This window comes from Microcella alkaliphila (genome assembly GCF_002355395.1).
Taxonomy (GTDB): Bacteria; Actinomycetota; Actinomycetes; order Actinomycetales; family Microbacteriaceae; genus Microcella; species Microcella alkaliphila_A.
Genome location: NZ_AP017315.1, coordinates 1109838 through 1135363 on the forward strand (window position 1 = coordinate 1109838; position 25526 = coordinate 1135363).

Genomic DNA, 25526 nt, shown 5'->3' on the forward strand with positions numbered 1-25526 from the left:
CCTCACGCGACGGTGGCCCAAGCTTCCCGATGCGCGGACGCGTGATCGCGGACGGCGACACTCCGGCCTCGAGCGGCAACATCGCCAACATCATCACAATCGTGCGCATCCTGTTGGTGCCGGTCTTCGTGGTGCTGCTCGTTCTGGATGGCGGCGCCGATGGCTGGCTGCGCCTCACCGCCGCACTGCTGTTCATCGTCGCCATCGCGACGGACGGAGTCGACGGTTTCCTCGCCCGCCGCCGCAACCTGGTCACCGACCTCGGCATTCTGCTCGACCCGATCGCCGACAAACTACTGACCGGTGCGGCTCTCGTCATGCTGGCGGTGCTGGCCGAGTTGCCCTGGTGGGTGGTGATCGTGATCCTCGTACGCGAGTGGGGCATCACGCTGTTCCGCTTCGCGATGCTGCGCAACCGCGTGATTCCCGCCTCCCGGGGCGGCAAGCTGAAGACGGTGATGCAGTCGGTGGCGATCTCGTTCGCGCTGGTGCCGCTGTGGGTCGTGTTCGGCGACTGGATCCACTGGGTGAACACCGGGCTCATGACGATCGCCGTCGTGCTCACGGTGGTGACCGGTCTCGACTACCTCTGGAAAGCGTGGCAGGGCCGGAACGACCAGCCGGCTGGTGCTGACGCCCAGCTCGCGGGCGCCGAGTCTGCAGACGCCGACCCTCAGGGCGAATGACCGCGTCGCCTGCCTCCCGCATCGTCGAGACGATGGCGGCGCGTGGGCAGACGCTGGCCGTCGCTGAGTCGCTGACCGGGGGGATGCTCACTGGCCGCCTCGTCGACATCCCCGGCGCATCCGCGGTGGTCCTCGGCGGCATCGTTGCCTACGCGACGCCCCTAAAGCAGTCGCTGTTGGATGTGCCAGCGGGCCTTCTCGACGAGCACGGCCCCGTGCATCCCGATGTGGCGATCGCGATGGCACGCGGCGTGCGCAAGCGCCTCGCCGTCGACGGGTCCGTCGCCGACGTGGGCGTCGCCACGACGGGAGTCGCGGGGCCCGACCCCCAGGGGGACTCCCCGGTCGGCCTCGTCTACGTTGCGGTGGCGGATGCTCGGGGCGCGCTGGTGCGCGAGCTGCGCCTCGCGGGCGATCGCGTCGCCATCCGGGAGGGTGCGGTGCAGGCCGCACTTGACGGGCTTCTCGACCTACTCGGCGGACGGGAATAGCGCAGGTGACGGTCGTGTTACACCAAGCGTCCTGACACGGGTTCCCCAGTGTTTCGGGTTTACAGTGAAGTCACACGGATCGGGTAGTGTTACCGCCCCGGCAGCAGATACCCGCCGCGAGAGACGTAAAGGAGGCCGCCATGGTTCTGGTCCGACAAGAGATCGGCGAAGTCCTCCGCGACGTGCGCCTGCAGAAGGGTCGCACCCTGCGTCAGGTCGCGAGCCGTGCCAGCGTGGCGCTCGGGTATCTCAGTGAGGTCGAGCGCGGCCAGAAGGAGGCGTCGAGCGAGATCCTCGCGTCCGTCGCCGAAGCGCTCGACACCCCCATCTCGACGATCATGCGCGAAGTGGGCGACCGCCTCGCGGTCATCGAGGGTCTGACGACCGTGCCTGACACTCTCCCCGACGATCTGGTCGCCGAGTTCGACGCCGACCTGGCCGTTCGCTAGCGTGCGGGTCACGCTCTGAAACTCTCGGAGTTCCGGCGCGCGGTCGTAGACGAATTCGGCGACGCCTACGGGCGATCGCTCGTTCGCGACCTCGTACTCGGAGACGTCGGCGACCGCACGGCCGAGCAGGCGCTCGCCGCGGGAGTTGCGCCGCGCGAGGTGTGGTTCGCGCTGTGCTCGGCGACCGAGGTGCCCCGCGAGCGCTGGCACGGCGCGGGTCGGCCAGAACCGCGGCCCGATCGGTGACACGCCGCGCGCAAACACTCGAACATGTGTTCGTTCGTGACCTAGACTCCCTCACAGCGGCAGTCGAACACCTCTGAGTGCACAGTGTGGCCCGGCCCGCCGACGATGTCGGCGGTCGTGCGTACCGTTCACCGCGAGGCGGCAGACGCCGTCACCGCCTTGTCGCATCCCGGCCGTCCTTGCTCCATCGGGCGACCGGCACGGCGATAGCCGATAGGCGAACCGCGCACGACACAGAGAGAAGAGGCGACCATGCCCTCACCCGCAGACCGCGAAAAGGCCCTCGAGACGGCCCTCGCGCAGATTGATCGACAGTTCGGCAAGGGCAGCGTCATGCGCCTCGGCAGCGATGAGCGCGCTCCGGTCGCCGTGATCCCCACCGGGTCGATCGCCCTCGACGTCGCGCTCGGTATCGGCGGCCTGCCGAAGGGTCGCATCATCGAGATTTACGGCCCCGAGTCGTCCGGTAAGACGACGCTCACCCTGCACGCGATCGCGAACGTTCAGCGCGCGGGCGGCATCGCCGCATTCATCGACGCCGAGCACGCGCTCGACCCCGACTACGCGCAGAAGCTGGGCGTCGACATCGACCAGCTGCTCGTGTCGCAGCCCGACACCGGTGAGCAGGCCCTGGAAATCGCCGACATGCTCGTGCGCTCAGGCTCGATCGACCTCGTCGTCATCGACTCGGTTGCGGCGCTGGTGCCCCGCGCCGAGATCGAGGGCGAGATGGGTGACAGCCACGTCGGCCTGCAGGCCCGCCTCATGTCGCAGGCTCTGCGCAAGCTCACCGGTGGTCTGAACTCGACCGGCACCTCGATGATCTTCATCAACCAGCTGCGCGAGAAGATCGGTGTCTTCTTCGGCAGCCCTGAGACCACTGCGGGCGGTAAGGCGCTGAAGTTCTACGCGTCGGTGCGCCTCGACATTCGCCGCATCGAGACGCTGAAAGACGGCACCGACGCAGTCGGTAACCGCACCCGCGTGAAGGTGGTCAAGAACAAGATGGCTCCGCCGTTCAAGCAGGCTGAGTTCGACATTCTCTACGGCGTCGGCATCTCGCGTGAGGGTAGCCTGCTCGACTTCGGTGTCGACCACGGCATCGTGAAGAAATCGGGCGCCTGGTACACCTACGACGGCGACCAGCTCGGTCAGGGTAAAGAGAACTCGCGCAAGTACCTCCTGCAGAACCCCGAGATCGCCGCCGAGATCGAAAGCAAGATTCTCGCGAAGCTCGGCATTGGTGCGGGGGTAGGCGCGGTGCCGGCCACCGTCGACGCGCCCGTCGAGTCGCTTCAGCAGAAGCTCGCGCAGAAGAAGGCCGCCGGCGCGTGAGTGCCGAGCCCGACGCCGGTCAGTGGGTCGCTCCGGTGATCTCGCTGGCCGGCGCGCGGGCGAGTCGCAGCGCTCATACCGGCGATACCGGCCGCGCGGGGGCCAGCGACTCGGCTCCGAGCGCTGGCGACGCCGATGCGTTCCCCGAACAGGCCCGTGCTGACGCCGAGCGCATCAGCATGCGCGTGCTCGGTCGCCGCGGCGTCTCTCGCCTCGAGCTCATCGACGCCCTCATCGAGCGCGACATCGCGCGCGAGCTGGCCGAAGCCGAGGCCGATCGACTCGAACGCGTGGGGCTCGTCGACGACACCGAGCTGTCTCGAGTCTTGGTCGATCGCCTGGTGTCGCGCAAAAAACTCGGCCGGGGTGCGCTCAAGGCCGAACTGCAGCGCCGTCGCCTCGACCCCGAAGCGGTCGACACTGCACTCACCGAGCATGCCGAGGAGGTCGACACCGACGAGCTCATCGCCGAGCTCGTCGCCGACCGCGCCCGTCGCCTCGGCGCCCTCGACCGGGCGACAGCAGAACGTCGGCTGCTGTCCTATTTGCAGCGCAAAGGTCACGGCGGCCCCGCCGCCCACCGGGCCGTTCGCGCAGCTCTCGACGGTGCGCCCGCGGGTCGCCGAACGCCGCAGTTCGAATAGCACCCCGCGCGTAGACTTGCTCGCACCATGAGCAGCACCCTCGCCACGCCCCGCACGGGCATCGCAGAATCCGAGACGCCGCGCACCTACGAGGTGCGCACCTACGGCTGTCAGATGAACGTGCATGACTCCGAACGACTCGCAGGCTCCCTCGAAGCTGCCGGCTACGTCCCGGCCACGAGCGGAGACATCGCCGACGTCGTCGTCATCAACACCTGCGCCGTCCGCGAGAACGCCGACAACAAGCTCTACGGCAACCTCGGCCACCTCGCCAGCGTCAAGCGCGAGCGACCCGGTATGCAGATCGCCGTCGGCGGGTGCCTGGCTCAGAAAGACACGTCGACGATCCTGAAGAAGGCGCCGTACGTCGACGCGGTCTTCGGCACCCACAACATGGGCTCGCTGCCCGCCCTGCTCGAGCGGGCCCGGCACAACGGGGAGGCGCAGCTCGAGATTCTCGAGGCACTCGAGGTGTTCCCCTCGACGTTGCCGACGAAGCGCGACTCGACCTACTCCGGGTGGGTGAGCATTTCGGTCGGCTGCAACAACACGTGCACGTTCTGCATCGTGCCGAGCCTGCGCGGCAGAGAGAAGGACCGCCGCCCCGGCGACATCCTCGCCGAGATTCAGGCCCTCGTCGATGACGGTGCCATCGAGGTCACGCTGCTCGGTCAGAACGTCAACACCTACGGTGTCGAGTTCGGCGACCGACAGGCGTTCGGCAAGCTGCTGCGCGCGGCGGGGCGCATCGACGGGCTCGAGCGCATCCGCTTCACGAGCCCGCACCCGGCGGCCTTCACCGACGACGTCATCGACGCCATGGCCGAGACCCCCGCGGTCATGCCGCAGCTGCACATGCCGCTACAGTCCGGCTCCGACCGCATCCTGAAGGCCATGCGCCGCTCGTACCGCAGCGAGAAGTTCCTCGGCATCCTCGATCGGGTGCGCGCGCGCATCCCGGATGCGGCGATCTCTACCGACATCATCGTCGGGTTCCCGGGCGAGACCGACGACGACTTTGCCGACACCCTGCGCGTCGTCGAGGAGGCGCGCTTCGCGAGCGCGTTCACCTTCCAGTATTCGGTTCGACCCGGCACGCCCGCAGCGACCATGCCCGACCAGGTGCCGAAGGCGGTCGTGCAAGAGCGATACGAGCGGCTCATCGCACTGCAGGAGCACATCAGCTGGGAGGAGAACCAGCGCCAGGTCGGCCGCGAGGTCGAGGTGCTGATCGCCACCGGTGAGGGCAAGAAAGACGCTGAGACCGAGCGCATCTCGGGTCGCGCCGAAGACAGCCGGCTCGTGCACGTGCGGGTGCCCGACGGCGCCCCGCGGCCCCGCCCCGGCGACGTCGTCACGACGACCATCACGCAGGCGGCGCCGTTCCACCTGCTCGCCGACCACGACGGCCCTTTGCGCATTCGCCGCACCCGGGCCGGTGACGCGTGGGACCGCGCCCAGGCCGACAGCTGTGGCGTGCCGACGCCATCGGCAGCAGGCGATGGCGCCCCGCGCGTCTCGCTCGGGCTCCCCGGTCTCCGGGTGGGCGCCCCGGCGGGCCCCACGACTCCGATCTACGACCCGGCCGACGGAGTGCGCGGCTCGCTGTCGTGATCGCCGTCCTGGTCGGGGCGACCGGAACCGGAAAGACGGCCGCGTCGCTGGAACTGGCCGCGCGCATCCAGGATCGGGGCGTCTCCGCCGAGATCGTGAACGCCGACGCGATGCAGCTGTATCGGGGTATGGATATCGGCACGGCCAAGCTGCCGGTGGCCGAGCGCCGCGGAATCCCGCACCACCTCATTGACGTGCTCGACGTCACCGACGAGGCGTCCGTCGCCACCTACCAGCGGGATGCTCGCCGGGCCATCGAGGAGATCGTCGCCCGCGGCGCGGTGCCGATTCTCGTCGGCGGCTCCGGCCTGTACGTCGCGTCGGTCGTCACCGACTTCCGGTTCCCGGGAACGGACCCGGAGATTCGGGCCCGATACGAGGCGTTGCTCGCCGAGCGCGGGCTTGGCCACCTGGTCGACGAGCTGGAGCGCCGTGACCCCGATGCGGCGGCCGCGATCGATCCGAACAATGCCCGCCGGGTGATCCGCGCGCTCGAGATCGGCGAGGTGACGGGCGAGGGCGCCCGACCGGGGCTCGCCGCACGCAGCACCCCCTGGCGCGCGTACACGCAGCTGGGTCTCGCCGTCGAGCGCTCCCACCTCGTCGAGCGCCTGGACACGCGCGTCCACGACATGTGGCGCGCTGGCCTGCTCGACGAGGTCGCAACGCTTCGCGAGCGGGGGCTGGAGCGTGGCCCCACCGCCTCGCGCGCGATCGGCTACGCGCAGGCGCTCGACCAGCTCGCGGGCCGGTGCACCGAGCAGGAGGCGATCGCCGATACGGCCGCGCTGACGCGCCGCTACGCGCGCCGCCAGGTCAGCTGGTTTCGTCGCGACGCGGCAACCCACTGGGTCGACGCCCTCGACGACGACGCTCGGGATGCTGCGCTCACCGCGCTCGCCGATCGTTGCGTCGATAGCATGGCCGGGTGACCGACACGCTCCTCATCACCAAGGGCCACGGAACCGGCAACGACTTCGTGCTCTTCGCCGACCCCGACGGGGAGGTCGTGCTGTCTGAGGCCCAGCGGGCCGCGATTGCGGATCGCCACTTCGGCGTCGGCGGCGACGGTGTGATCCGCGCAGTGCGTTCGGCGAGCATCCCCGAGGGGGCAGCCATCCTCGCCGATGAGCCGGAGGCGGAGTGGTTCATGGACTACGCGAACGCCGACGGCGGCGTCGCCGAGATGTGCGGCAACGGCATTCGCGTGTTCGTGCACTACCTCATCGAGCGCGGCTTTCTCGATCTGGCGCCCGGTCACTCCGTTCCGATCGGCACGCGCGCGGGCGTGCGCGATGTGCACCGCCTCGCCGACGGGTTCGCGGTCGACCTCGGCCGCTGGCGGCTGACGGGGGAGGAGCCGCTCGTGCGGGCCCGCGACCTGCCCGTCGCTCGCCCAGGGCTCGGCATCGACCTCGGGAACCCGCACGTCGTGGTCGCCGTCGCAGGCGACGACGAGCTAGCCGGCATTGATCTGTCGGTCGTGCCGCAGCTCGACCCGGTGCAGGAAGCGGGCGCCAACGTCGAGTTCGTGGTGCCGGCCGACCCGCTGGTGCGCGACGGTATCGGCCGCATCCGGATGCGCGTTCACGAGCGCGGTAGCGGCGAGACGCTGTCGTGCGGCACCGGGGCGGCCGCCGCAGCCCTCGCGGTGCGGCACTGGGCGGGGGCTGGATCGCCGAACGAGTGGCGCGTGGAGGTGCCGGGCGGCACGCTCGGGGTTCGGATGTTCGCCGCTGAGGATGGCGAGCACGTGGCCCTGAGCGGACCTGCGGCACTGGTCTTCGACGGCGAACTCACCGTCTAGCGGCGAAGAACTACCCGCGCTGCACCCGAATGGGGCCGGTGAGCCCTGAGCGGTTCCGTGCCCGCAGCACGCGATACCCCTTATTGGTTGCCGCGCGCGTCACCTGCAGCTCGCCGGCGTACTGGCTCTCCATCCAGCGTTGCAGCGAGTCGGAGCCCAGGTTGCGGGCGACGACCAGCCAGGCGTCGCTGCCATCGTCGAGTCGCGGCAGCCACGCATCCAGCAGCCCATGCAGTTCACCCTTGCCGATGCGAATCGGCGGGTTCGACCAGATCGTCGTGAACCGTATCTCGCTCGGCACCTCGTCGGGCGCGGCGACCGTCACGTTGTCGAGCCCCAGTCGCTCGGCGTTCATCCGCGTTAGCTCGCGGGCGCGCTCGTTGACGTCGACCGCCCACACGCGGGCGCGCGGCGACTTCAACGCCAGCGTCAGCGCGATCGGGCCCCACCCGCAGCCGAGGTCAAGCAGGTCGCCGCCGGGCGCGGGTGCGGGAACGGATCCCAACAGCACCTGGGTTCCGGTGTCGATCGTCGACGGGCTGAACACTCCGCCCGCGGTGACCACGTCGACGGGCTGTCCGTCGAGCTGCACCTGCAGGGTGCGGGGGGTGAAGTCTCCGGCCGGCTGAGCGCTGAAGTAGTGCTCCTGAGCCATGCAGTGAATCTACCGAACGTGAGCACTATGCTGAAGCGAATGATTTCCGACGGTGTGACGCCGGGCGACGACACCGCCCCCGGCACGAGCGAGGCTCCCGTCGACCACGGGGCCGACGCTGTTGCGCGCGTTCTCGCGAATGCCGACAGTGCCGCCCGCCGCGTCAGCATCCGCGAGGGGCGGGCCACGGCCCTGCAGCAGCAGAGCGACTACCTCGACGACCGGGATGGCGACCAATTCGACCGGGAAGACCGCGCGGCGCTCAGGCGGGTGCGCGGCCTCTCGACAGAGCTTGATGACGTCACCGAGGTCGAGTACCGGCAGCTGCGTCTGGAGAACGTCGTGTTGATCGGCGTGTACTCCCACGGTTCGCTCGAGGACGCCGAAAACTCGCTGCGGGAGCTGGCTGCGCTCGCCGAGACCGCCGGCGCCGTCGTGCTCGACGGCCTGCTTCAGCGTCGCCCGCACCCCGACCCGAGCACGTATCTCGGCAAGGGCAAGGCGGCCGAGCTGGCGATGATTGTGGCCGAGCTGGGGGCCGACACGGTCGTCGCCGACACCGAGCTCGCGCCCAGCCAGCGCCGCGCCCTAGAAGACGTGGTGAAGGTAAAGGTCATCGACCGCACCGCCGTCATTCTCGACATCTTCAGCCAGCACGCGAAGAGCCGAGAGGGTAAGGCGCAGGTGGAACTCGCGCAGCTCGAGTACCTGCTTCCGCGCTTGCGCGGGTGGGGTGACTCGATGTCACGCCAGGCCGGTGGCCAGGTGGGCGCCGGGGGCGCCGGTATGGGCTCGCGTGGTCCCGGTGAGACGAAGATCGAACTCGACCGTCGGCGCATCAACACGCGCATGGCGAAGCTGCGGCGCCAGATCAAGGGCTTTGCTCCGGCCCGGGCGGCCAAGCGCGCGAATCGAGACCGGTACTCGGTGCCGAGCGTCGCGATCGCCGGCTACACGAACGCGGGCAAGTCGAGTCTGTTGAACCGCATTACGCGGGCAGGCGTCCTCGTCGAGAACGCCCTCTTCGCGACCCTCGACGCGACGGTGCGCAAATCGTCCACGCCGGACGGCCGCCCGTTCACCCTCGTCGACACGGTGGGCTTCGTGCGCAACCTTCCGCACCAGCTGGTCGAGGCGTTCCGCTCGACCCTGGAAGAGGTGGGCGAGGCTGACGTGATCGTCCACGTGGTCGACGGCGCGCATCCCGACCCGGCGGCGCAGTTGGCGACCGTCCGCGACGTGATCGGCAGCGTTGACGCTCGCGACATTCCCGAGATCGTGGCGTTCAACAAGAGCGACCTCATCGACGAGGATGCGCGACTGCTGCTGCGCGGTCTCGAACCCACGGCGGTCTTTGTTTCCGCCAAGACGGGTGAGGGCATCGACGAGTTGCGCGCCCGCATCGGCGAGGTGTTGCCCGACCCCGACGTCGAGGTCGTCGTCGTGGTGCCCTACGACCGGGGCGAGCTCGTTGCACTGCTGCACGAGCGCGGCCGCATCCTGTCGACCGAGTACGAGGAGGGCGGCACCCGCGTGCACGCCTTCGTGTCGCCTCAGCACGAGGCGCACCTTGCCGAGTTTGTGGTCGCGGACGCGACCGCTTCTTCGGCGCCGAACGGTTCTTAGACCGAGCGCAACACCGCGACGACCTTGCCGAGCACCTCGGCGTGGTCGCCGAGGATCGGTTCGTACGCCGTGTTGCGGGGCAACAGCCACGTGTGACCGTCTCGCTGACGGAACACCTTGACCGTGGCCTCGCCGTCGAGCATCGCCGCGACGATCTCGCCGTTCTCTGCCGTTTGCTGGCGTCGTACGACGACGAGGTCGCCATCGCAGATGGCGGCGTCGATCATCGAGTCTCCGACGACGGTCAGCATGAACAGTTCGCCGTTGCCCACGAGCGTGCGGGGGAGTGGCACGACCTCTTCGACCATCTGATCGGCCGTGATCGGGATGCCCGCCGCGATGCGACCGACGAGAGGCACCATGGCCGCATCGGCAACCTGGGGAGCATCGGGATCGGGATGCTCGGACGCGGACGGCTCGAGGTCGATGAGAACCTCCATCGCTCGCGGCCGATTGGGGTCGCGCCGCAGGTAGCCGCTCAGTTCGAGCTGCCCCAGCTGGTGCGCGACGCTCGAGAGCGACGACAGGCCGACGGCCTCGCCGATCTCACGCATGCTCGGCGGGTAGCCGCGCTGGGCGATTGACGCCTGGATCGCTCGCAGGATTGCCTGCTGCTTGTCGCTCAGCGTGGTGCGGCGACGGGTGCCGCTGCTGCTCGCGGTGCTTTCAGCCATGGGGTTCCCTCGCTCGTCGTGGGCCGCCGCGTGGGCGATGTCGGTGGTCGATGGTCGACTGTCCGTGGTGTCGAAACTCTATCCAGCAACTCCGTCGCAATCAAACATCTGTTCGAGCGTGTCGGTGGTTCCGGTCACAATTTCGGCAGAAACACTTGAACTCGCGTTCGATCGAATGTATGTTCGGAACACGGGTTCGCATCGCCCCTCCCGGCCGAGGGGCGATGCACCTCCGGCGGGCCCCCGCCGCCGGAGGCCCGATCCCTGACACGAGGAGCCCACGATGACCACGATCGACGCAGGTGCGTTCCCCACCATCGTTCGCAGCGCTGACGCCTCGTCCGCTCCCGTCGCCACGCGGTTGCGTCTGACGCGGCGCGGTCGCGCCGTCATTACGACGCTGGTCACCGCGCCGATCGTCGCTCTCGTCGTGGCGCTCGCCCTCTCCGGCGGCGAGGCGACCGCAACCTCCGGCGACGTAGTGCTGCCCGTCGTGACCGTCGAGGCCGGTCAGACTCTGTGGCAGCTTGCCGGGTCCGTGGCACCCGGCGCCAACCCCGCCGACCTGGTTGCCGACATCATCACCCTGAATGGGCTCGACTCGGCGGCGGTCATGCCGGGTCAGACGCTGCTGCTCCCCGAGCGTTACCTCGACTAAGCCGCCCTACGATGGGCACGTGACTCGGCTCGAGGACCTGCCTATCCGCGACGACCTGCGCGGGGCGACACCATACGGTGCCCCCCAGCGGCCCGTCCGCATTCAACTCAACGTCAACGAGAATACGCATCCCGTGCCCGAGGCGGTCGTCGCCCACGTGACGGCGGCCGTCGAGCGCGCCGTTCGCGGCGTCAACCGCTACCCCGACCGTGAGTTCACGGAGCTTCGCGAGCACCTCGCCTCCTACCTGAGTGCTGCGGAGCCGGCCGATCCGGTCACGCCCGACCAGGTATGGGCGGCCAATGGCTCGAACGAGGTCATCCAGCACATGCTGCAAGCGTTCGGGGGCCCGGGTCGCCGAATTCTTGGTTTCCCGCCCACGTACTCGATGCACTCGATCATCGCGGCCGGCACTGGAACGGAGTGGATCACGGCCGAGCGCGACGCTGACTTCCGAATCAGCCCCGAGACGGTGCGGTCTGCGATCGAGCGAGCACAGCCCGACATTGTCGTGCTGTGTGCCCCCAATAACCCGACGGGCACCCCCCTCGGGCTTGAGACCGTTGAGGCCGCCTACGCCGCGACGACCGGCATCCTGCTTGTTGATGAGGCGTACGCCGAATTCATGCCCGATGGACACCGTTCGGCGCTGTCCCTGCTGCCGGGCCGCCCCCGCCTGGCCGTGTCCCGCACGATGAGTAAGGCGTTCGCATTCGCGGGAGCGCGCCTGGGCTACCTCGCCGCCGATCCCGCCCTGATCGACGCCCTGCGGCTCGTGCGGTTGCCGTACCACCTGTCGGCGATCACGCAGGCGGCGGCGGTCGCCGCCCTGCAGCAGGCACCGACGATGCTCGCGACGGTCGACGCGATTCGCACCCAGCGAGACCGACTGCTGGCCGAGCTGCCCGCACTCGGCTACGCCCCGCACGACAGCTGGGCGAATTTCGTGCTGTTCGGCGGCGTCGACGATCCGGCCGCGACGTTCCACTACCTGCTCGAGCGCGACATCCTTATCCGCGATGTCGGGCTCGCCGGCCACCTGCGGGTCACCGCCGGCACCGAGGCCGAGACCAGTGAGTTCCTCGACGTGCTCGGTAGGATGCCCAGGTGACCAGCCCCCGCACCGCCGACCTTCGCCGCGAGACGAGCGAGTCGAGCATCCGCCTGTCCCTCAATCTCGACGGCACGGGCCGTTCCTCGATCGACACGACGGTGCCGTTCTTCAACCACATGTTGACGGCTTTTGCGAAGCACGCCCTCGTCGACCTCGAGGTGTCCGCCCACGGCGACACGGACATCGACGTACACCACACGGTCGAAGACACGGGAATCGTGCTCGGCCAGGCCATCGCGAGAGCGCTCGGCGACAAGTCGGGCATCGCCCGCTTCGGCGACGCCCACGTGCCGCTCGATGAGGCGCTCGCGCGCGCCGTAGTCGACGTCTCGGGGCGCCCCTACCTCGTTCACTCGGGCGAGCCCGAGGGCTTCGAGCACCACCTCATCGGCGGCCACTTCACCGGTTCCATGGTGCGCCACGTGTTCGAAGCGATCACGTTCCACGCGGGCCTGTCGGTGCACCTCACCGTGCTCGCGGGTCGCGACCCGCACCACATCGCCGAGGCGCAGTTCAAGGCCTTCGCTCGCGCGTTTCGGAAGGCCGTGGAGCCAGACGCACGCGTGTCGGGCATCCCGTCGACCAAGGGTGCGCTCTGAACGTGTCCGGCGCCGCGCCCACCGTCGCGCTGCTCGACTACGGCTCGGGCAACGTGCACTCGGCGGCGAAGGCGATGGAGGCGGCCGGCGCACGCGTGCGCCTCACGGCAGATCGCTCTGCAGTCATGGCGGCTGACGGCCTTCTCGTCCCGGGTGTGGGCGCCTTTCACGCCGTCATGACGGCCCTGAAGGCCGTGCGCGGCAACGAGCTCATCGATCGGCGACTCGCGGGCGGGCTACCGGTTCTCGGCATCTGTGTCGGCATGCAGATCATGTTCGACCGCGGCGTCGAGCGCGGCACGACGTCGGAGGGGCTCGGCGAGTGGCCAGGCACGGTGCGTGAACTGACCGCGCCGGTTTTGCCGCACATGGGGTGGAGCCCGATCGACGCGCCCGCTGAGTCGCGGCTGTTCGCGGGCCTGCACGACGAACGCTTTTACTTTGTGCACTCGTACGCGGCAACGGAATGGACGCTCGAGGTGACGAATCCGGCGATCACCGCCCCGTCGGTGACGTGGGCTGAGCACGGCGAGCGCTTCGTCGCGGCGGTCGAGAACGGCCCGCTGGCGGCCACGCAATTCCACCCCGAGAAGTCGGGCGCGGCGGGTCTCGCCCTCCTGCGCAACTGGGTGCAGTCGCTCTAGTTGTTTTTTGCCCCAGGGGACGAGGGGTAGGCTCGTGTGCTGGCCGTGAGCCCCGATACGTTCGTACCCAGCGAGAAAGTTTCTGATGAGCGAGTTCTCCCGCGTTCCCCACCTCACGTTGCTGCCGGCGGTCGACGTCGCCGACGGCAAGGCCGTTCGGCTCACCCAGGGTGAGGCGGGCACGGAGGAGAGTTTCGGTGATCCGATTGACGCGGCCCACGAGTGGGCTGACCAGGGTGCCGAGTGGATCCACCTCGTCGACCTCGATGCCGCCTTCGGCCGCGGCAGCAACCGCTCGATCATCAAGAAGGTCGTCAAGTCGACGCCCAAGCGCGTCAACATCGAGCTGTCCGGCGGCATTCGCGACGACGCGAGCCTCGAGGCCGCGCTCGCGACCGGCGCTAAGCGCATCAATCTCGGCACGGCGGCGCTCGAGAACCCCGAGTGGGCCGCCCACGTGATCGCCGAATACGGCGAGGCGATTGCGGTCGGCCTCGACGTGCGCGGCACGACGCTCGCCGCCCGCGGCTGGACGGAAGAGGGCGGCGATCTGTGGAGCGTCCTGGAGCGCCTCGAAGAGGCGGGATGCGCGCGCTACGTCGTCACGGACGTGACGAAGGACGGAACGCTGAAGGGGCCGAACCTCGACCTCCTGCGCGCCGTGATGGAGCGCACCCACCGCCCCGTCATCGCCTCCGGAGGCGTCGCAACCCTCGACGACATCGCCGCGCTGCGCGAGCTCGTGCCGCTCGGACTGGAGGGCGCGGTCGTCGGCAAGGCGCTGTACGCCGGGGCGTTCACGCTCCCTGAGGCGCTCGACGTCGCCGGACGCTGATCTCGTGGCGCTCGGTCCGACCGACTCGGCCGGCCAGCCCTGGAAGGGTCGGTCATTCGAACCGAACCCCAACGCCGCCGACGACGGCACCGCGCCCGCTGCGTTTCTCGAGGCGCACGCCGCGTTTCGCGCGGGCGAGGCGACCATCGTCGATCTCGTGGAGACCATCCGTCGCTGCCGCTTCCTGATTCCGCTGGTGGCGGTCGCGGGGGAGACGGGGGTGGGCCCCGACGGTCAGCTGGTCGACAAGTCGCAGGAGCTGTCGATCATCACGGTCGAGGGCCCCGATGGCCGCCCGGTGCTGCCGGTCTTCTCGTCGACCGCCGCGATGGCGGCATGGCGCGCTGACGCCCGACCCGTTCCGGCCGATGCGGTGCGAGTGGCGCTGGCCGCGGCATCCGAGAACACCGACCGCGTTGTGATCGATCCCCGGTCCGAGACGCTTGTCGTACTGCCGAGACCGGCGGTCTGGGCCGTCGCGCAGTCACGGCCGTGGGCGCCCGCCGTGGACGACGACGACGTTGTGGAGGCGCTTTCGAGACCGGCGAACGAGCATCCTGTCATCTGGGCGGTGTCGGTCGTGCCCGGCGACCCGCGGGCGACCGGTGCGGGGCCCGAAGTGGTCGTGCGTGTGGCGCACGATCCGGATGCTCAGCCCGAGGAGGTGCGCGCCGCGCTGTCGGCGCTCGGGGCGGCGTGGGCGTCCGATCCCACCGTCGCCGAGCGCGTCGACTCCATCAGCATTCAGCCGATCGCCGCGCCGCGGTAGTCAGCGAACGTCGATCGTCAGAGGGCCGCGATCAGGTGACCGGGCCGGTCCACTTCTCGCCCGGCCCCTTGCCGGGGGCGTCGGGGAAGGCGGAGGCCTCGCGGAAGGCGAGCTGTACCGAACGCAGGCCGTCCCGCAGCGGTCGGGCGTGGTGGTCACCGAGTTCGGGGGCGGCGGCGGTGACGAGGCCGGCGAGCGCATTGATCAGCGACCGGGCCTCAGCGAGGTCGATCTCGTTCTCGCCGTTCTCCGACAGGCCGCACTTCACGGCGGCGGCGCTCAAGAGGTGAACGCACGCGGCGTTGATGATCTCAACGGCCGGCACCTCGGCGATGTCGCGGGCGGCGGTGTCCATGATGACCTCGTTCTGCTATTCTTGGGCGGGCTCCGGGGCCATTTCCCCGGTACGAAAGTGGAGTTCGCTCCCACCCGCGCTTGACCGCACTTAGGTTACCGGGTCGCAATGCCTCCCTCGGCCAGGTCATTCTGCCGAGAGTTAGGGGCTACCGCGGCCGTGCGCGCCGTGGAAACGTCACTCCTCGATCGGGTCCACCAAGACCGTCTCGGCTGGGTTGCCAGCAGTTCTGACACGTTAGAGGAGTCGCCATCAGCGAACCAAGAACCAACGACCGCATCCGCGTCCCCGAGGTCCGCCTGGTCGGGCCGGGAGGCGAGCAGGTCGGCGTCGTGAAGGTTGAAGTCGCTCTGCGCCTGGCGCAGGAAGCCGACCTCGACCTCGTCGAGGTCGCCCCGAACTCGAAGCCGCCCGTGGTGAAGATCATGGACTACGGCAAGTTCAAGTACGAGGCCGCGCAGAAGGCGAAAGAGGCCAGACGCAACCAGGCGAACACCGTGCTGAAAGAGGTCCGGTTCCGTCTGAAGATCGACTCTCACGACTACGAAACGAAGCGCAAGCGCGCCGAGAACTTCTTGAAGGCCGGCGACAAGGTCAAGGCCATGATCCTGTTCCGCGGCCGCGAGCAGTCCCGCCCCGAGATGGGCGTGCGTCTGTTGCAGCGCTTCGCCGAAGACGTCGCCGAACTCGGTGTCGTCGAAAACAAGCCCACGATCGACGGCCGCAACATGACGATGATCATCGCGCCGCTGAAGAACAAGTCCGAGGCAAAGGCCGAGCAAAACCAGGCCCGCGCCGAGGCGAAGGCGGCCCGTCAGGGCCGCGCCGGTGACGACGAGTAGTCACCGCCCCACATCTGACCGCCCGCGAGGGCGCGTGCAGCACCCGCAACGAAACGAGGAAGAGATGCCCAAGCAGAAGACCCACTCCGGGGCGAAGAAGCGCTTCAAGACCACCGGCAGCGGCAAGGTCATGAAGCAGTCCGCCGGTATGCGTCACAACCTGGAGAAGAAGTCGAGCGAGCTGACCCGCCGACTGAACCGCGAGCAGGTTCTCGCGCCCCAGGACGCGAAGGTCATCAAGAAGCTCATCGGCGAGAAGTAACGCCGAGACACGACGAAGTAAGGACGAAAGAAGATGGCGAGAGTCAAGCGGGCAGTTAACGCCCACAAGAAGCGTCGGGTCATTCTCGAGCGCGCCGAGGGGTACCGCGGTCAGCGGTCGCGCCTCTACCGCAAGGCCAAAGAGCAGGTCACCCACTCGCTCGTGTACGCGTACCGCGACCGTCGCGCACGCAAGGGCGAGTTCCGCCGCCTGTGGATCCAGCGCATCAACGCCGCTGCCCGCCAGAACGGCCTGACCTACAACCGTCTCATCCAGGGCCTCGGCCTCGCCGGTGTCGAGGTTGACCGTCGCATGCTGGCCGAGCTGGCCGTCAACGAGCCGGCCACGTTCGCCACGCTCGTCGAGACCGCGAAGAAGGCCCTCCCGGCCGACACCTCGGCCCCGAAGTCGGCTGCGTAGGCGTCGCCGTCGCACGACATCACACGATGGCGCGCATCCCTCGCGGGGTGCGCGCCATCGTCGCGTTCACCCCGTGTTTGCCCGCGTCTCGCTAGCATGAGCGCGTGATCGACAACCCGCGCTCGCCCCGCGTGCGCGCGGCGGCGAAGCTTGCGAAGAAGAACCAGCGTGCCGAGACCGGCCTGTTTCTGGTCGAGGGTCCGCAGGCGGTCGCCGAGGCGATCCGGTTCCGGCCCGAGCTCGTCCGCGAGCTTTTCGTCACCGCTCCGGCGCGCGATCGCGCGGGCGCGCTGATTCGGGATGCGCCGGCTCACGACATCCGCATCGAAATCGTCACCGAGGCGGTCCTCGACGCGATCGCCGACACCGTCACTCCCCAGGGCATGGTGGCGGTCTGCGAGACGTTCCCGTCCGCGCTGGCCGACGTCGTCGCAGCCGGCCCACGCCTCGTGGCGGTGCTCGAGGAGGTCCGCGACCCGGGCAATGCGGGAACGGTGATTCGGGTCGCCGATGCGGCGGGTGCCAACGCGGTCATCCTCACCGGCACGAGCGTTGACCCGTTCAACCCGAAGGCGGTGCGCGCGACGACGGGCTCGCTCTTTCACCTGCCGGTCGTGGTCGGCGTCGGCCTCGACGAGGCGCTCGACGCCCTGCGTGGTGCGGGGGTTCGCGTGCTCGCGGCCGACATTTCGGGTGACGACCTGTTGGCCGCCCGGTCCGATGGTGACCTTGACGGACCGACCGCGTGGCTGTTCGGCAACGAGGCGCGGGGGCTGACCACCGAGCAGCTGACTCGCGCTGACCGCGCCGTTATCGTGCCCATCTACGGCCAGGCCGAGTCGCTGAACCTTGCCACCGCGGCGGCCGTCTGCCTCTACGAGAGCGCGTTTGCGCAGCGGGCCGCGGGCGCCACCGGATGAGGGGCCGCTGACGTGTCGGTTCTGATCGTCGAGGATGACGACCGCCTGATGGATGCCCTCCGCGGCTTCTTGAGGAAGTCCGGCTACGTCACGGTGAGCGCCGCGGACGCGCAGCAGGCGCTCAGTCAGCTCTCGTCGGACACGGAAGTGGTCTTGCTCGACCTCGGTCTTCCCGACATGGACGGGGTGGAGCTCTGCCGACTCATTCGGCAGCAGTCGGGCGTGCCGATCATCATTGCGACGGCGCGCAGCCACGTGCAGGAACGTATTCGGGGTCTGCGTGCCGGTGCCGACGATTTCGTGGTGAAGCCGTACAACGTGTTGGAGCTGGTCGCGCGCATCGAGGCGGTGACGCGGCGCTTTCGCACGGTGGCGTCTGAGCAGACGCTCGACCAGGTGGTCGAGGTGTCGGGTGCCCGGCTTGACCTCGCGAGTCGTGTGCTCGAGGTTGCGGGCAGGCCTATTGACCTGACCCGTACCGAGTTCGACATCGTCGCGGTGCTCGCCCGGTATCCGGGGGTGGTGATGCCCCGTGAGCGCATCATTCGCGAGGTCTGGCAGACCGACTGGCACTCGTACAGCCGCTCGCTCGAGGTGCACGTGGGGTCGATTCGGCGCAAGTCGGGCCGCGTCGACCTGATCGAGACGGTGCGCGGTGTCGGCTACCGCTTCGCCGGAGGCTGAATCGTGCGTCGGCGCCTCGTCGTGGTGTTCCTCGTGCCCCTGCTCGGGGTGCTCGTCGTGCTGGGCGGCGCATACGCCTGGAGCGCGGCCCGCAGCATTCAGCAGGAGCACATTGCCGAGCAGTTGGGTGATGTCGCCTACTTCACCGCGTCGGCCCGCCAGGCGTTGCGCTCGGCGACTCCCGAACTCGTCGAGGCCGAGGCGGTGCGCTACGCCGACGTGTACGGCAGTCGGGTGCTCGTGGTGGACCGGTCGGGCTCCCCGTTCGCGAGCGGCGGGGCGGGGGCCGAGTCGCTCACGGAGCGCACGGAGGCGCAGCTGCAACTGGCGCTCGCCGGCCGGCGCGGAGAGGTCCCGCAACCGGCGTGGCCGTGGGCGCTCACGGAGGTCGTGATCGTCGAGCCGGTGCTCGACAACGGGGATGCGATCGGCGCGATCGTGGTGGCGGGCGACGTTGACCTCGCCCGCGAGGCGATCGTCGAACAGTGGGCGCTCCTGCTTGTCGGGGCAGGCCTGGCGACGGGCATCGGCCTGATCGTGGTGTTCCGGCTGGCGAACTGGGTTCTGCGGCCGGTTCGACGCGTCGACCGGGCGATGGCGGCCATTGAACGGGGTGAGATCGACGCCCGTATCGCCGACGACACGGGCCCACCCGAACTGCAGCGCATGATTCAGGTCTTCAACGGCATGGCTGAGGAGATCGAGCGTGTCATGTCCCGCCAGCAAGAGTTCGCCCTCAACGCCTCCCACGAACTGCGTAACCCCCTGGGTGCCCTCCTCGTGCGGGTCGAGCACCTGGCGACCGGGCTGGGGGAGGAGTGGCAGCGCGATGTCGAGGAGACCCGCGAAGAGGGTCGACGGATGACGCGCATCCTCGACACGCTCTTGAATGTCGCGCGGAGCGGCCAGCGCGGAGCAACCGTCGAGTGGATTGACGTGGCCGAGCTCGTCGAAGGCCGGGTCGAGGCCTGGCGCGACGTCGCGGCCAACGCGGCTGTGTCACTCTGCCTGAGCGCGCAGCACGTCGAACCACTCGAGACCGACCGCACGATCGTCGAGAGCGCGCTCGACGCCGTGATCGACAACGCGGTGAAGTTCTCGCCCCACGGCGCTCGCATCACCGTCACGGTGAGGCCCAGCGACGCCGGAGCGGAGGGCGGCGACGGCGTCGACATCGTCGTGCGCGACAACGGCCCCGGCGTCGACACGGAGGAGCTGGCCCTTCTGACCGATCGCTTCTGGCGGAGCCCGCAGAACCGTAGCACTCCCGGGTCGGGGCTGGGGCTCGCGATCGCGACTGATCTGCTGAATTCGGTGGGCGGCCGAATCCGCGTCGATGCGCCCGAGGACGGCGGCCTTGCCGTGACGCTGCGCCTGACGAGGGGAAACGCGTCGTGAGGGCTCGCCGTCGGGCAATCGCCGCCGTCGTCGCGGTGTTCGTGCTCGCGGGGGTGGCCGGATGCACGGCTCCGCCCGCGCCGGACCGCTACGCCATCGCGGGCGGGGGCAGCACGGGCGTGTACTACGCCTTCGGTGAGCAGCTTGCCGAGGTGCTCTCCGAGACGCGGCCCTCGGTGGTCACGGTCGACGAGACGAACGGCAGCGTCGACAACCTGCAGCGGCTCGGCGACGGGCGGGCCCTTCTCGGCTTCGCCCAGAGTGACGCCGCGGCCGACGCGGTCGCTGGCACCGGCCCGTTCTCCGAGCCGCTCGCGGTCCAGGCGATCGCCCGGCTATATGACGAGTACGTGCACGTCGTGGTGAGCGCCGATTCCGAGATTGATGATGTGGCGGACTTCGCCGGGCATCCTGTGTCCCTCGGCGCGCCAGGGTCGGGCGTGAACCTGGTGGCGAGTCGCGTACTGCGAGCCGCCGGCGTTGACCCTGCGATGGTCGATGACCGTGAGCTCGGCCTCGGCGAATCTATCGCCGCATTGAGCGCGGGCGAGATCGAGGGTTTCTTCTGGGTCGGGGGGCTTCCCACTCCGGGCCTTGCCAAACTGTTCGACGACACGCGCGCCCAGTTGCTCTCGATCGAGGTCGAGACGGTTGAGGCGGTCAACGCCGAGCACGGCCGCGTGTACCGGCTCGCCGAGTTTCCGATCGGCGCGTACGGGCGGGTCGAGGCGACCGCGACGATGACGGTTCCTAATTACCTGCTCGTCGCATCCGACACCCCGGATGCGCTGGTCGCCGATCTCCTCGGAGTGCTGTTTGCGGCGCGCTCCGATATTGCGGCGGAGGTGCCCGTTGCGGCACTCCTCGACCCGCGGCAGGCCATCTTCACGGACCCGGTGGCGCTGCACCCCGGGGCCATCGATTACTACCGCAACGCCCGCTGAGGCCGTGGGCCGGCCGCTGGGGCTGGCTCAAGAAACGCTCAAGGACGGTGACCGGGGTGGGTGCCCGGCCTACCGTGAACCCGTGCCGCCACTGTCGATGCGCTCTCGCGTGATCGTCGCCCCCTCGGTGGCCGCAGCCCGAGTCCGAAGGGATGGCGTTGGTGTCTGAACCACTCGTTGCGATCGACAATGTCAACAAGCACTTCGGTGACCTGCACGTTTTGAAGGACGTCACGACCTCCGTGCAGAAGGGCGAGGTCGTCGTCGTCATCGGCCCGAGTGGCTCGGGCAAGTCGACCCTCTGCCGCGCGATCAACCGACTCGAGACGATCGATGGTGGGGAAATTCGTATCGACGGCCAGGCGCTTCCCGCCGAGGGACGGGCTCTCGCACAACTGCGGGCCGATGTCGGCATGGTCTTCCAGGCGTTCAACCTGTTTGCGCACAAGACGGTTCTCGAGAACGTCGCGCTCGGCCCGCGGAAAGTGCGCCGCCTGTCGAAGGCCGACGCCGAGGCCAGGGCGATGGCCCTGCTCGACCGGGTGGGTGTCGCCAATCAGGCGCACAAGATGCCAGCCCAGCTCTCCGGTGGCCAGCAGCAGCGCGTCGCGATCGCACGGGCGCTCGCGATGGAGCCGAAACTCATCCTGCTCGACGAGCCCACCTCGGCCCTCGACCCCGAGATGATCAACGAGGTCCTCGACGTCATGGTGCAGCTCGCGAAAGACGGCATGACGATGATCGTCGTCACCCACGAGATGGGCTTCGCCCGTCGTGCCGCCGACCGCGTGCTGTTCATGGCCGACGGCGAGATCGTCGAAGAAGCGACTCCCGAGAAGTTCTTCACTGACCCGCAAACGCAACGGGCCAAAGACTTCCTGTCCAAGATCCTCACCCACTAGTAGTACTTGGTTAGGTCCTTGTTAATGGTCGTGGTGACTGTTAACCTCGCGGCGTGCGGGTGGATGAGATCGAGCGGGTGCGGGTCGAGTTGGACGAGTTCGTCGGTGAGGTGTTCGCGTCGCTGGCTCGGAAGGATCAGCGGTCCAAGGGTGGCCTGTATCTGCAGGGCCTGATGCTGGAGGGCAGGCGGAAGTCGATGCAGCCGATGGGCGACCGGCTCGGCATCGATTATCAGCAGCTGCAGCAGTTCGTGTCCTCCTCGCCGTGGCCTGTCGAGCCGGTGCGTCGTCGGCTCGCCCGTAAGGCGGCGTCGCTGTTGTCGCCGGAGGCGTGGGTTGTCGATGACACCGGGTTCGTCAAGGACGGCCCAGCCTCACCTGGGGTGGCGCGGCAGTACTCGGGCACGCTCGGAAAGGTCGGGAACGTGCAGATCGGTGTCACCGTGCACGCGGTCACCGATGCGGCGTCTTGCCCGTTGGACTGGCGGCTGTTCCTTCCCGAATCGTGGGACGACACCTGCTCGGACACCAACGAGCACGCCGACCTCGTCGTCGCGCGGCGGGTGAAGGCGCAGATCCCCGACGCGGTGCGGCATCGACCGAAGTGGGAGCTCGCGCTGGAGATGATCGACGAGCTTCGCAGCTGGGGGCTGCTGCCGCCGCTGATCTGCGCCGACGCCGGATACGGCGAGATCGGCTACTTCCGCACCGCGCTCACCGACCGCGGAATCCCTTACGTGGTGCAGGTGAAGTCGGACACCAGCATGCACCCCGAAGCCGCGGTGTTCGAGATGCCGCCCTACCGCGGACGCGGGCGGCCACCCGTGCAGGCCAGCTACCGCAGTGACCCGATCCGCGCGAAGAGCCTCATCGCAGCCCTCGGCGACGACGCGTTCGAGCAGGTGTCGTGGCGGCAAGGATCACGCGGCATGATGACCAGCCGGTTCACCGCCACGCGGGTGCGCCCCGCGAACCGGAACCTGCCCCGCGAGCCCGACGGATCGCTACCCGAGTGCTGGCTACTCGCCGAATGGCCGGACGACGCGGACGAGCCCACCGACTACTGGCTGTCCACCCTCCCCGCCCACACGCCGATCGCGGAGCTGGTTCGGCTCGGGAAGATCCGCTGGCGCATCGAGCACGACTACCGCGAACTCAAGCACGGCCTGGGCCTGGACCACTTCGAAGGACGCACCTGGCCCGGGTGGCACCACCACGTCACGCTCGTGAGCGCCGCGCACCTGTTCATCACGATCCAGCGCCTGAGCGCGGACCCAAAAGCCCGCGGGGCAGCCTGAGCTTCTACGGCATCCTCCGCGACCTTCAGACCGCGGTCATCCGCCTGCTCAGCCACTGCCCCTACTGCCAACGCGCTGGACCAACCTAACCAAGTACTACTAGGGAAGGCCGCCCCGCCGACCGGTGGGGCGGATCACACACAGCAACGAGGGGGACTCCATGCGGAGACGTTCGACACGCTGGACCATTGCCACCGCCGCGGTGGCCGCACTCGCACTCAGCGCCTGCGCCGACACCGGATCATCGACGCCCGAGCCCGAGGTCGTCGAGGATGCGCAGTTCGAGCCGGGTACCACCATGGCGGCGCTCGCCGACGCCGGCACCATCACGATCGGCACGAAGTTCGACCAGCCGTTGTTCGGCCTCGCCGGGCCCGGCGGTGTTCCTGTCGGCTTCGACGTCGAGATCGGCAAGATCATTGCCGCCGAGCTCGGCATCGCTCCCGAGGACATCAGGTGGGTCGAGACCGTGTCGGCGAACCGCGAACCGTTCATCCAGAACGGTGAGGTCGACATCGTGATCGCCACGTACACGATCAACGACACGCGTAAAGAGGTGATCTCGTTCGCGGGCCCGTATTACGAGGCGGGGCAAGACCTGCTCGTGCCGGCCGGCAACCCCGACGGCATTACCGGGCCCGAGGACCTGGCCGACAAGGTCGTGTGCACCGTTACGGGGTCAACCTCCGAGGTGAACATTCGCGAGTACGCGACCGCCGACGTGCTGACCACCGACACGTACACGAACTGCCTGGAGCCGCTGCGCACGGGCGCCGCGCAGGTACTGACGACCGACAACGTCATCCTCGCCGGTCTCGCCGACCAAACCGACGGCGAGTTCGAGGTCGTCGGCAACCCGTTCACCGCCGAGCCCTACGGCATTGGTCTCGCACTCGACGACACCGAGTTCCGCAACTGGATCAACGACGTGCTCGAGGCTGCCTACGCCGACGGGCGCTGGGTTGCGGCATGGGAGGGCACGGCCGGCGCCGTGCTCGAGACGCCCCAGCCTCCGGCGGTCGACCGCTACTAGTCACAGACCGCGTGCGGGCCGTGCCGGTCACGGCCCGCACGCGCATGAGGCACACCTCACGGAAGGACCAGAACGATCGACGCGGTCATCGACAACCTGCCGACGTTCCTCAGCGCGTTCGGGGGAACACTGCAGTTGCTCGCCCTCTCGGGTATCGGTGCGCTCGTTCTCGGCGTCATCATCGCCGCCATGCGCATCTCGCCGGTGGCCTCGCTGCGCGCGTTCGCGACCGTCTACACCGAAGTGTTGCGCAACACTCCGCTGACCCTCGCGCTGTTCTTCTGCGCCACGCTCTTGCCCTACCTGCAGTTCAACCCGGGGTACTTCCCGCTCGCGGTGATCGGTCTGACCGCGTACACCTCGCCGTTCGTCGCTGAAGCCGTGCGATCCGGAATCAACGGGGTGCCCATCGGCCAAGCGGAGGCGGCGCGCAGCATCGGCCTGCCGTTCGGGCAGGTGCTGCTTGTGATCGTGCTTCCGCAGGCAGTCCGCATGGTGATCCCGCCGCTCATCAACGTCTTGATCGCGCTGACGAAAAACACGTCGGTTGCCGGCGCCTTCTTCGTCTTCGAACTCTTCGCCGCCGGCCGCACCCTCGCAAACGCTCGGGGGGACGCGGTCATCCCGATCCTCCTGGGCGTCGCCTTCTTCTACCTGCTGGTCACCGTCCCGCTCGGCCTGATCGCCGGGCGCATCGAGAAGAAGGTGGCGGTGCTGCGATGACGATCTCCGTGCTCTACGACGCGCCCGGCCCCGTCGCACGCCGACGAAGCGCCATGACCTCGGTCGTCGGTGCCGTCATCCTCATCGCCCTCACGGCCTGGCTGATCTCGACCCTTGCCGCCGAGCGCACGACCGCGGCGGGCGCCGTCTTGCCTGGTCTGTTCGATTCCAGCCGGTGGGACATCTTCGCCGACCCAGTCGTCTGGCAGAGTCTCGGCCGCGGCGCCCTCAACACCCTCGCGATGGCTGCCGTCGCCGCGGTCTTGGCGCTCGCCATCGGCGTCCTGTTCAGCTTTGGGCGCACCGCGCGCAGCCGCTGGATTCGGTTCCCCGTCGCCGTGCTGCTGGAGTTCTTCCGAGGCATGCCCGTGCTGCTCATGATGTTGTTCGTGCTGCTCGTCTTCTCGACCGGCACGTACTGGGCTGGCGTGACGGCACTCGCCGTGTACAACGGAGCGATCATCGGCGAGGCGTTGCGCGCGGGCATCCGATCCCTCCCCGCCGGTCAGCGGGAGGCGGGCCTCGCCATCGGGCTGCACCCGATTCGCACGCGCCTCATCATCGAATTCCCGCAGGCGTTCCGGCAGATGCTGCCGATCATCATCGCGCAGCTGGTCGTGCTGCTGAAGGACACCTCACTCGCCTACATCGTGGGCTACAGCGAGCTCTTGCGCACGGGCCAGAACCTCACGAACTTCTTCGGCAACCGCTACAACTTCTCGTTCTTCTTCATCGTGCTCGCGATGTACCTGGTGATGAACCTGATCCTGTCGTGGGTGGCCCGAATCGTCTCCCGTCGAACGGCGTCACGCACGCGGCCGGCGGTCGTCGACGCCACGGTGACCGGGCCGACGGGCGGTCGCGCCACGGCGGGCAAGGGGTCGGCGACGCCCGACTAG

At 68.7% G+C, this 25526-nt stretch carries 31 protein-coding genes; 28 read left to right on the forward strand and 3 right to left on the reverse strand.

Going from position 1 to position 25526, the window contains the following annotated elements; genetic code table 11:
* Positions 1 to 29 precede the first annotated feature (29 nt).
* The 9 genes from pgsA to dapF all read left to right on the forward strand — a co-directional run bounded on the left by pgsA (position 30) and on the right by dapF (position 7272).
* On the forward strand, positions 30 to 686 hold the full coding sequence (pgsA, locus tag CPY97_RS05430; protein ID WP_096421121.1) for a CDP-diacylglycerol--glycerol-3-phosphate 3-phosphatidyltransferase: 657 nt from the start codon (positions 30 to 32) through the stop codon (positions 684 to 686).
* Positions 683 to 1177 carry a CinA family protein gene (locus CPY97_RS05435; RefSeq protein WP_096421122.1) on the forward strand — a complete coding sequence of 165 codons (495 nt, stop codon included), beginning with the start codon at positions 683 to 685 and terminating at the stop codon, positions 1175 to 1177. Before pgsA ends, CPY97_RS05435 begins: the two co-directional genes overlap by 4 nt.
* Positions 1178 to 1317: 140 nt before the next feature.
* Positions 1318 to 1626: a helix-turn-helix domain-containing protein gene (locus tag CPY97_RS05440; protein WP_096421123.1), complete on the forward strand. Its 309-nt coding sequence runs from the start codon at positions 1318 to 1320 to the stop codon at positions 1624 to 1626.
* 15 nt (positions 1627 to 1641) lie between these two features.
* Positions 1642 to 1872 (forward strand): DUF3046 domain-containing protein, encoded by a 231-nt coding sequence (locus tag CPY97_RS05445; protein WP_096421124.1) that lies wholly within the window; start codon positions 1642 to 1644, stop codon positions 1870 to 1872.
* A gap of 252 nt (positions 1873 to 2124) precedes the next feature.
* Complete coding sequence (recA, locus tag CPY97_RS05450; protein WP_096421125.1) at positions 2125 to 3207, forward strand: recombinase RecA; 1083 nt, start codon at positions 2125 to 2127, stop codon at positions 3205 to 3207.
* Positions 3204 to 3851: a regulatory protein RecX gene (locus tag CPY97_RS05455; RefSeq protein ID WP_096421126.1), complete on the forward strand. Its 648-nt coding sequence runs from the start codon at positions 3204 to 3206 to the stop codon at positions 3849 to 3851. Before recA ends, CPY97_RS05455 begins: the two co-directional genes overlap by 4 nt.
* A gap of 27 nt (positions 3852 to 3878) precedes the next feature.
* On the forward strand, positions 3879 to 5465 hold the full coding sequence (gene miaB, locus CPY97_RS05460; RefSeq protein WP_096421127.1) for a tRNA (N6-isopentenyl adenosine(37)-C2)-methylthiotransferase MiaB: 1587 nt from the start codon (positions 3879 to 3881) through the stop codon (positions 5463 to 5465).
* A complete protein-coding gene (miaA, locus tag CPY97_RS05465) occupies positions 5462 to 6397 on the forward strand; it encodes a tRNA (adenosine(37)-N6)-dimethylallyltransferase MiaA (protein WP_096421128.1) in 936 nt (311 codons plus the stop codon). The genes miaB and miaA overlap by 4 nt, the downstream gene beginning before the upstream one ends.
* The gene (dapF, locus tag CPY97_RS05470; RefSeq protein WP_096421129.1) at positions 6394 to 7272 is read left to right on the forward strand and encodes a diaminopimelate epimerase; all 879 of its coding nucleotides are present in this window, start codon (positions 6394 to 6396) and stop codon (positions 7270 to 7272) included. Before miaA ends, dapF begins: the two co-directional genes overlap by 4 nt.
* A 10-nt stretch (positions 7273 to 7282) precedes the next feature.
* On the opposite strand, the gene CPY97_RS05475 is transcribed toward dapF, so the two are convergent.
* The gene (locus tag CPY97_RS05475) at positions 7283 to 7927 is read right to left on the reverse strand and encodes a class I SAM-dependent methyltransferase (RefSeq protein ID WP_096421130.1); all 645 of its coding nucleotides are present in this window, start codon (positions 7925 to 7927) and stop codon (positions 7283 to 7285) included.
* Positions 7928 to 7966: 39 nt separating this feature from the next.
* Between CPY97_RS05475 and hflX the strand changes: the two genes are divergently transcribed.
* A complete protein-coding gene (gene hflX / locus CPY97_RS05480) occupies positions 7967 to 9553 on the forward strand; it encodes a GTPase HflX (RefSeq protein WP_096423398.1) in 1587 nt (528 codons plus the stop codon).
* Here the strand turns inward: hflX and lexA are convergent.
* Positions 9550 to 10227 carry a transcriptional repressor LexA gene (gene lexA, locus CPY97_RS05485; protein WP_096421131.1) on the reverse strand — a complete coding sequence of 226 codons (678 nt, stop codon included), beginning with the start codon at positions 10225 to 10227 and terminating at the stop codon, positions 9550 to 9552. The two genes, hflX and lexA, sit on opposite strands and share 4 nt — an antisense overlap.
* A 283-nt stretch (positions 10228 to 10510) precedes the next feature.
* Here lexA and CPY97_RS05490 point away from each other — a divergent pair, with 283 nt between their 5' ends.
* The 6 genes from CPY97_RS05490 (at position 10511) to CPY97_RS05515 (ending at position 14846) form a co-directional block, all read left to right on the forward strand.
* The gene (locus CPY97_RS05490) at positions 10511 to 10885 is read left to right on the forward strand and encodes a LysM peptidoglycan-binding domain-containing protein (RefSeq protein WP_096421132.1); all 375 of its coding nucleotides are present in this window, start codon (positions 10511 to 10513) and stop codon (positions 10883 to 10885) included.
* A 19-nt stretch (positions 10886 to 10904) separates the two neighbouring features.
* A complete protein-coding gene (locus CPY97_RS05495) occupies positions 10905 to 11996 on the forward strand; it encodes a histidinol-phosphate transaminase (protein WP_231924054.1) in 1092 nt (363 codons plus the stop codon).
* Positions 11993 to 12598, forward strand: coding sequence for an imidazoleglycerol-phosphate dehydratase HisB (hisB, locus tag CPY97_RS05500; protein ID WP_096421134.1), 606 nt, complete (start codon positions 11993 to 11995; stop codon positions 12596 to 12598). Before CPY97_RS05495 ends, hisB begins: the two co-directional genes overlap by 4 nt.
* Positions 12599 to 12600: 2 nt before the next feature.
* Positions 12601 to 13242: an imidazole glycerol phosphate synthase subunit HisH gene (gene hisH / locus CPY97_RS05505; protein ID WP_096421135.1), complete on the forward strand. Its 642-nt coding sequence runs from the start codon at positions 12601 to 12603 to the stop codon at positions 13240 to 13242.
* A gap of 85 nt (positions 13243 to 13327) precedes the next feature.
* On the forward strand, positions 13328 to 14077 hold the full coding sequence (gene priA / locus CPY97_RS05510) for a bifunctional 1-(5-phosphoribosyl)-5-((5-phosphoribosylamino)methylideneamino)imidazole-4-carboxamide isomerase/phosphoribosylanthranilate isomerase PriA (protein ID WP_096421136.1): 750 nt from the start codon (positions 13328 to 13330) through the stop codon (positions 14075 to 14077).
* Positions 14078 to 14081: 4 nt separating this feature from the next.
* Positions 14082 to 14846 (forward strand): SseB family protein, encoded by a 765-nt coding sequence (locus CPY97_RS05515; protein WP_096421137.1) that lies wholly within the window; start codon positions 14082 to 14084, stop codon positions 14844 to 14846.
* A gap of 31 nt (positions 14847 to 14877) precedes the next feature.
* On the opposite strand, the gene CPY97_RS05520 is transcribed toward CPY97_RS05515, so the two are convergent.
* Positions 14878 to 15201 carry a DUF1844 domain-containing protein gene (locus CPY97_RS05520; protein WP_096421138.1) on the reverse strand — a complete coding sequence of 108 codons (324 nt, stop codon included), beginning with the start codon at positions 15199 to 15201 and terminating at the stop codon, positions 14878 to 14880.
* 251 nt (positions 15202 to 15452) lie between these two features.
* Here CPY97_RS05520 and infC point away from each other — a divergent pair, with 251 nt between their 5' ends.
* The 12 genes from infC (at position 15453) to CPY97_RS05580 (ending at position 25526) form a co-directional block, all read left to right on the forward strand.
* The gene (gene infC / locus CPY97_RS05525; protein WP_096421139.1) at positions 15453 to 16043 is read left to right on the forward strand and encodes a translation initiation factor IF-3; all 591 of its coding nucleotides are present in this window, start codon (positions 15453 to 15455) and stop codon (positions 16041 to 16043) included.
* 64 nt (positions 16044 to 16107) lie between these two features.
* Positions 16108 to 16305, forward strand: coding sequence for a 50S ribosomal protein L35 (gene rpmI / locus CPY97_RS05530; RefSeq protein WP_096421140.1), 198 nt, complete (start codon positions 16108 to 16110; stop codon positions 16303 to 16305).
* Between the two features lie 33 nt (positions 16306 to 16338).
* Positions 16339 to 16725, forward strand: coding sequence for a 50S ribosomal protein L20 (rplT, locus tag CPY97_RS05535; RefSeq protein ID WP_096421141.1), 387 nt, complete (start codon positions 16339 to 16341; stop codon positions 16723 to 16725).
* 104 nt (positions 16726 to 16829) lie between these two features.
* The gene (locus CPY97_RS05540) at positions 16830 to 17645 is read left to right on the forward strand and encodes a TrmH family RNA methyltransferase (protein WP_096421142.1); all 816 of its coding nucleotides are present in this window, start codon (positions 16830 to 16832) and stop codon (positions 17643 to 17645) included.
* A gap of 12 nt (positions 17646 to 17657) precedes the next feature.
* On the forward strand, positions 17658 to 18329 hold the full coding sequence (locus tag CPY97_RS05545) for a response regulator transcription factor (RefSeq protein WP_096421143.1): 672 nt from the start codon (positions 17658 to 17660) through the stop codon (positions 18327 to 18329).
* 3 nt (positions 18330 to 18332) lie between these two features.
* On the forward strand, positions 18333 to 19727 hold the full coding sequence (locus CPY97_RS05550; protein WP_096421144.1) for a sensor histidine kinase: 1395 nt from the start codon (positions 18333 to 18335) through the stop codon (positions 19725 to 19727).
* A complete protein-coding gene (locus CPY97_RS05555) occupies positions 19724 to 20671 on the forward strand; it encodes a TAXI family TRAP transporter solute-binding subunit (protein WP_096421145.1) in 948 nt (315 codons plus the stop codon). Before CPY97_RS05550 ends, CPY97_RS05555 begins: the two co-directional genes overlap by 4 nt.
* Before the next feature lie 152 nt (positions 20672 to 20823).
* Positions 20824 to 21573 carry an amino acid ABC transporter ATP-binding protein gene (locus tag CPY97_RS05560; protein ID WP_096421146.1) on the forward strand — a complete coding sequence of 250 codons (750 nt, stop codon included), beginning with the start codon at positions 20824 to 20826 and terminating at the stop codon, positions 21571 to 21573.
* A 53-nt stretch (positions 21574 to 21626) separates the two neighbouring features.
* Positions 21627 to 22871 (forward strand): IS701 family transposase, encoded by a 1245-nt coding sequence (locus tag CPY97_RS05565; protein ID WP_150129172.1) that lies wholly within the window; start codon positions 21627 to 21629, stop codon positions 22869 to 22871.
* Between the two features lie 160 nt (positions 22872 to 23031).
* Complete coding sequence (locus CPY97_RS05570; RefSeq protein ID WP_096421147.1) at positions 23032 to 23904, forward strand: glutamate ABC transporter substrate-binding protein; 873 nt, start codon at positions 23032 to 23034, stop codon at positions 23902 to 23904.
* A 75-nt stretch (positions 23905 to 23979) separates the two neighbouring features.
* The gene (locus tag CPY97_RS05575) at positions 23980 to 24627 is read left to right on the forward strand and encodes an amino acid ABC transporter permease (RefSeq protein WP_096421148.1); all 648 of its coding nucleotides are present in this window, start codon (positions 23980 to 23982) and stop codon (positions 24625 to 24627) included.
* Entirely contained in the window at positions 24624 to 25526 is a 903-nt protein-coding gene (locus tag CPY97_RS05580; RefSeq protein WP_096421149.1) for an amino acid ABC transporter permease, read from the forward strand. Before CPY97_RS05575 ends, CPY97_RS05580 begins: the two co-directional genes overlap by 4 nt.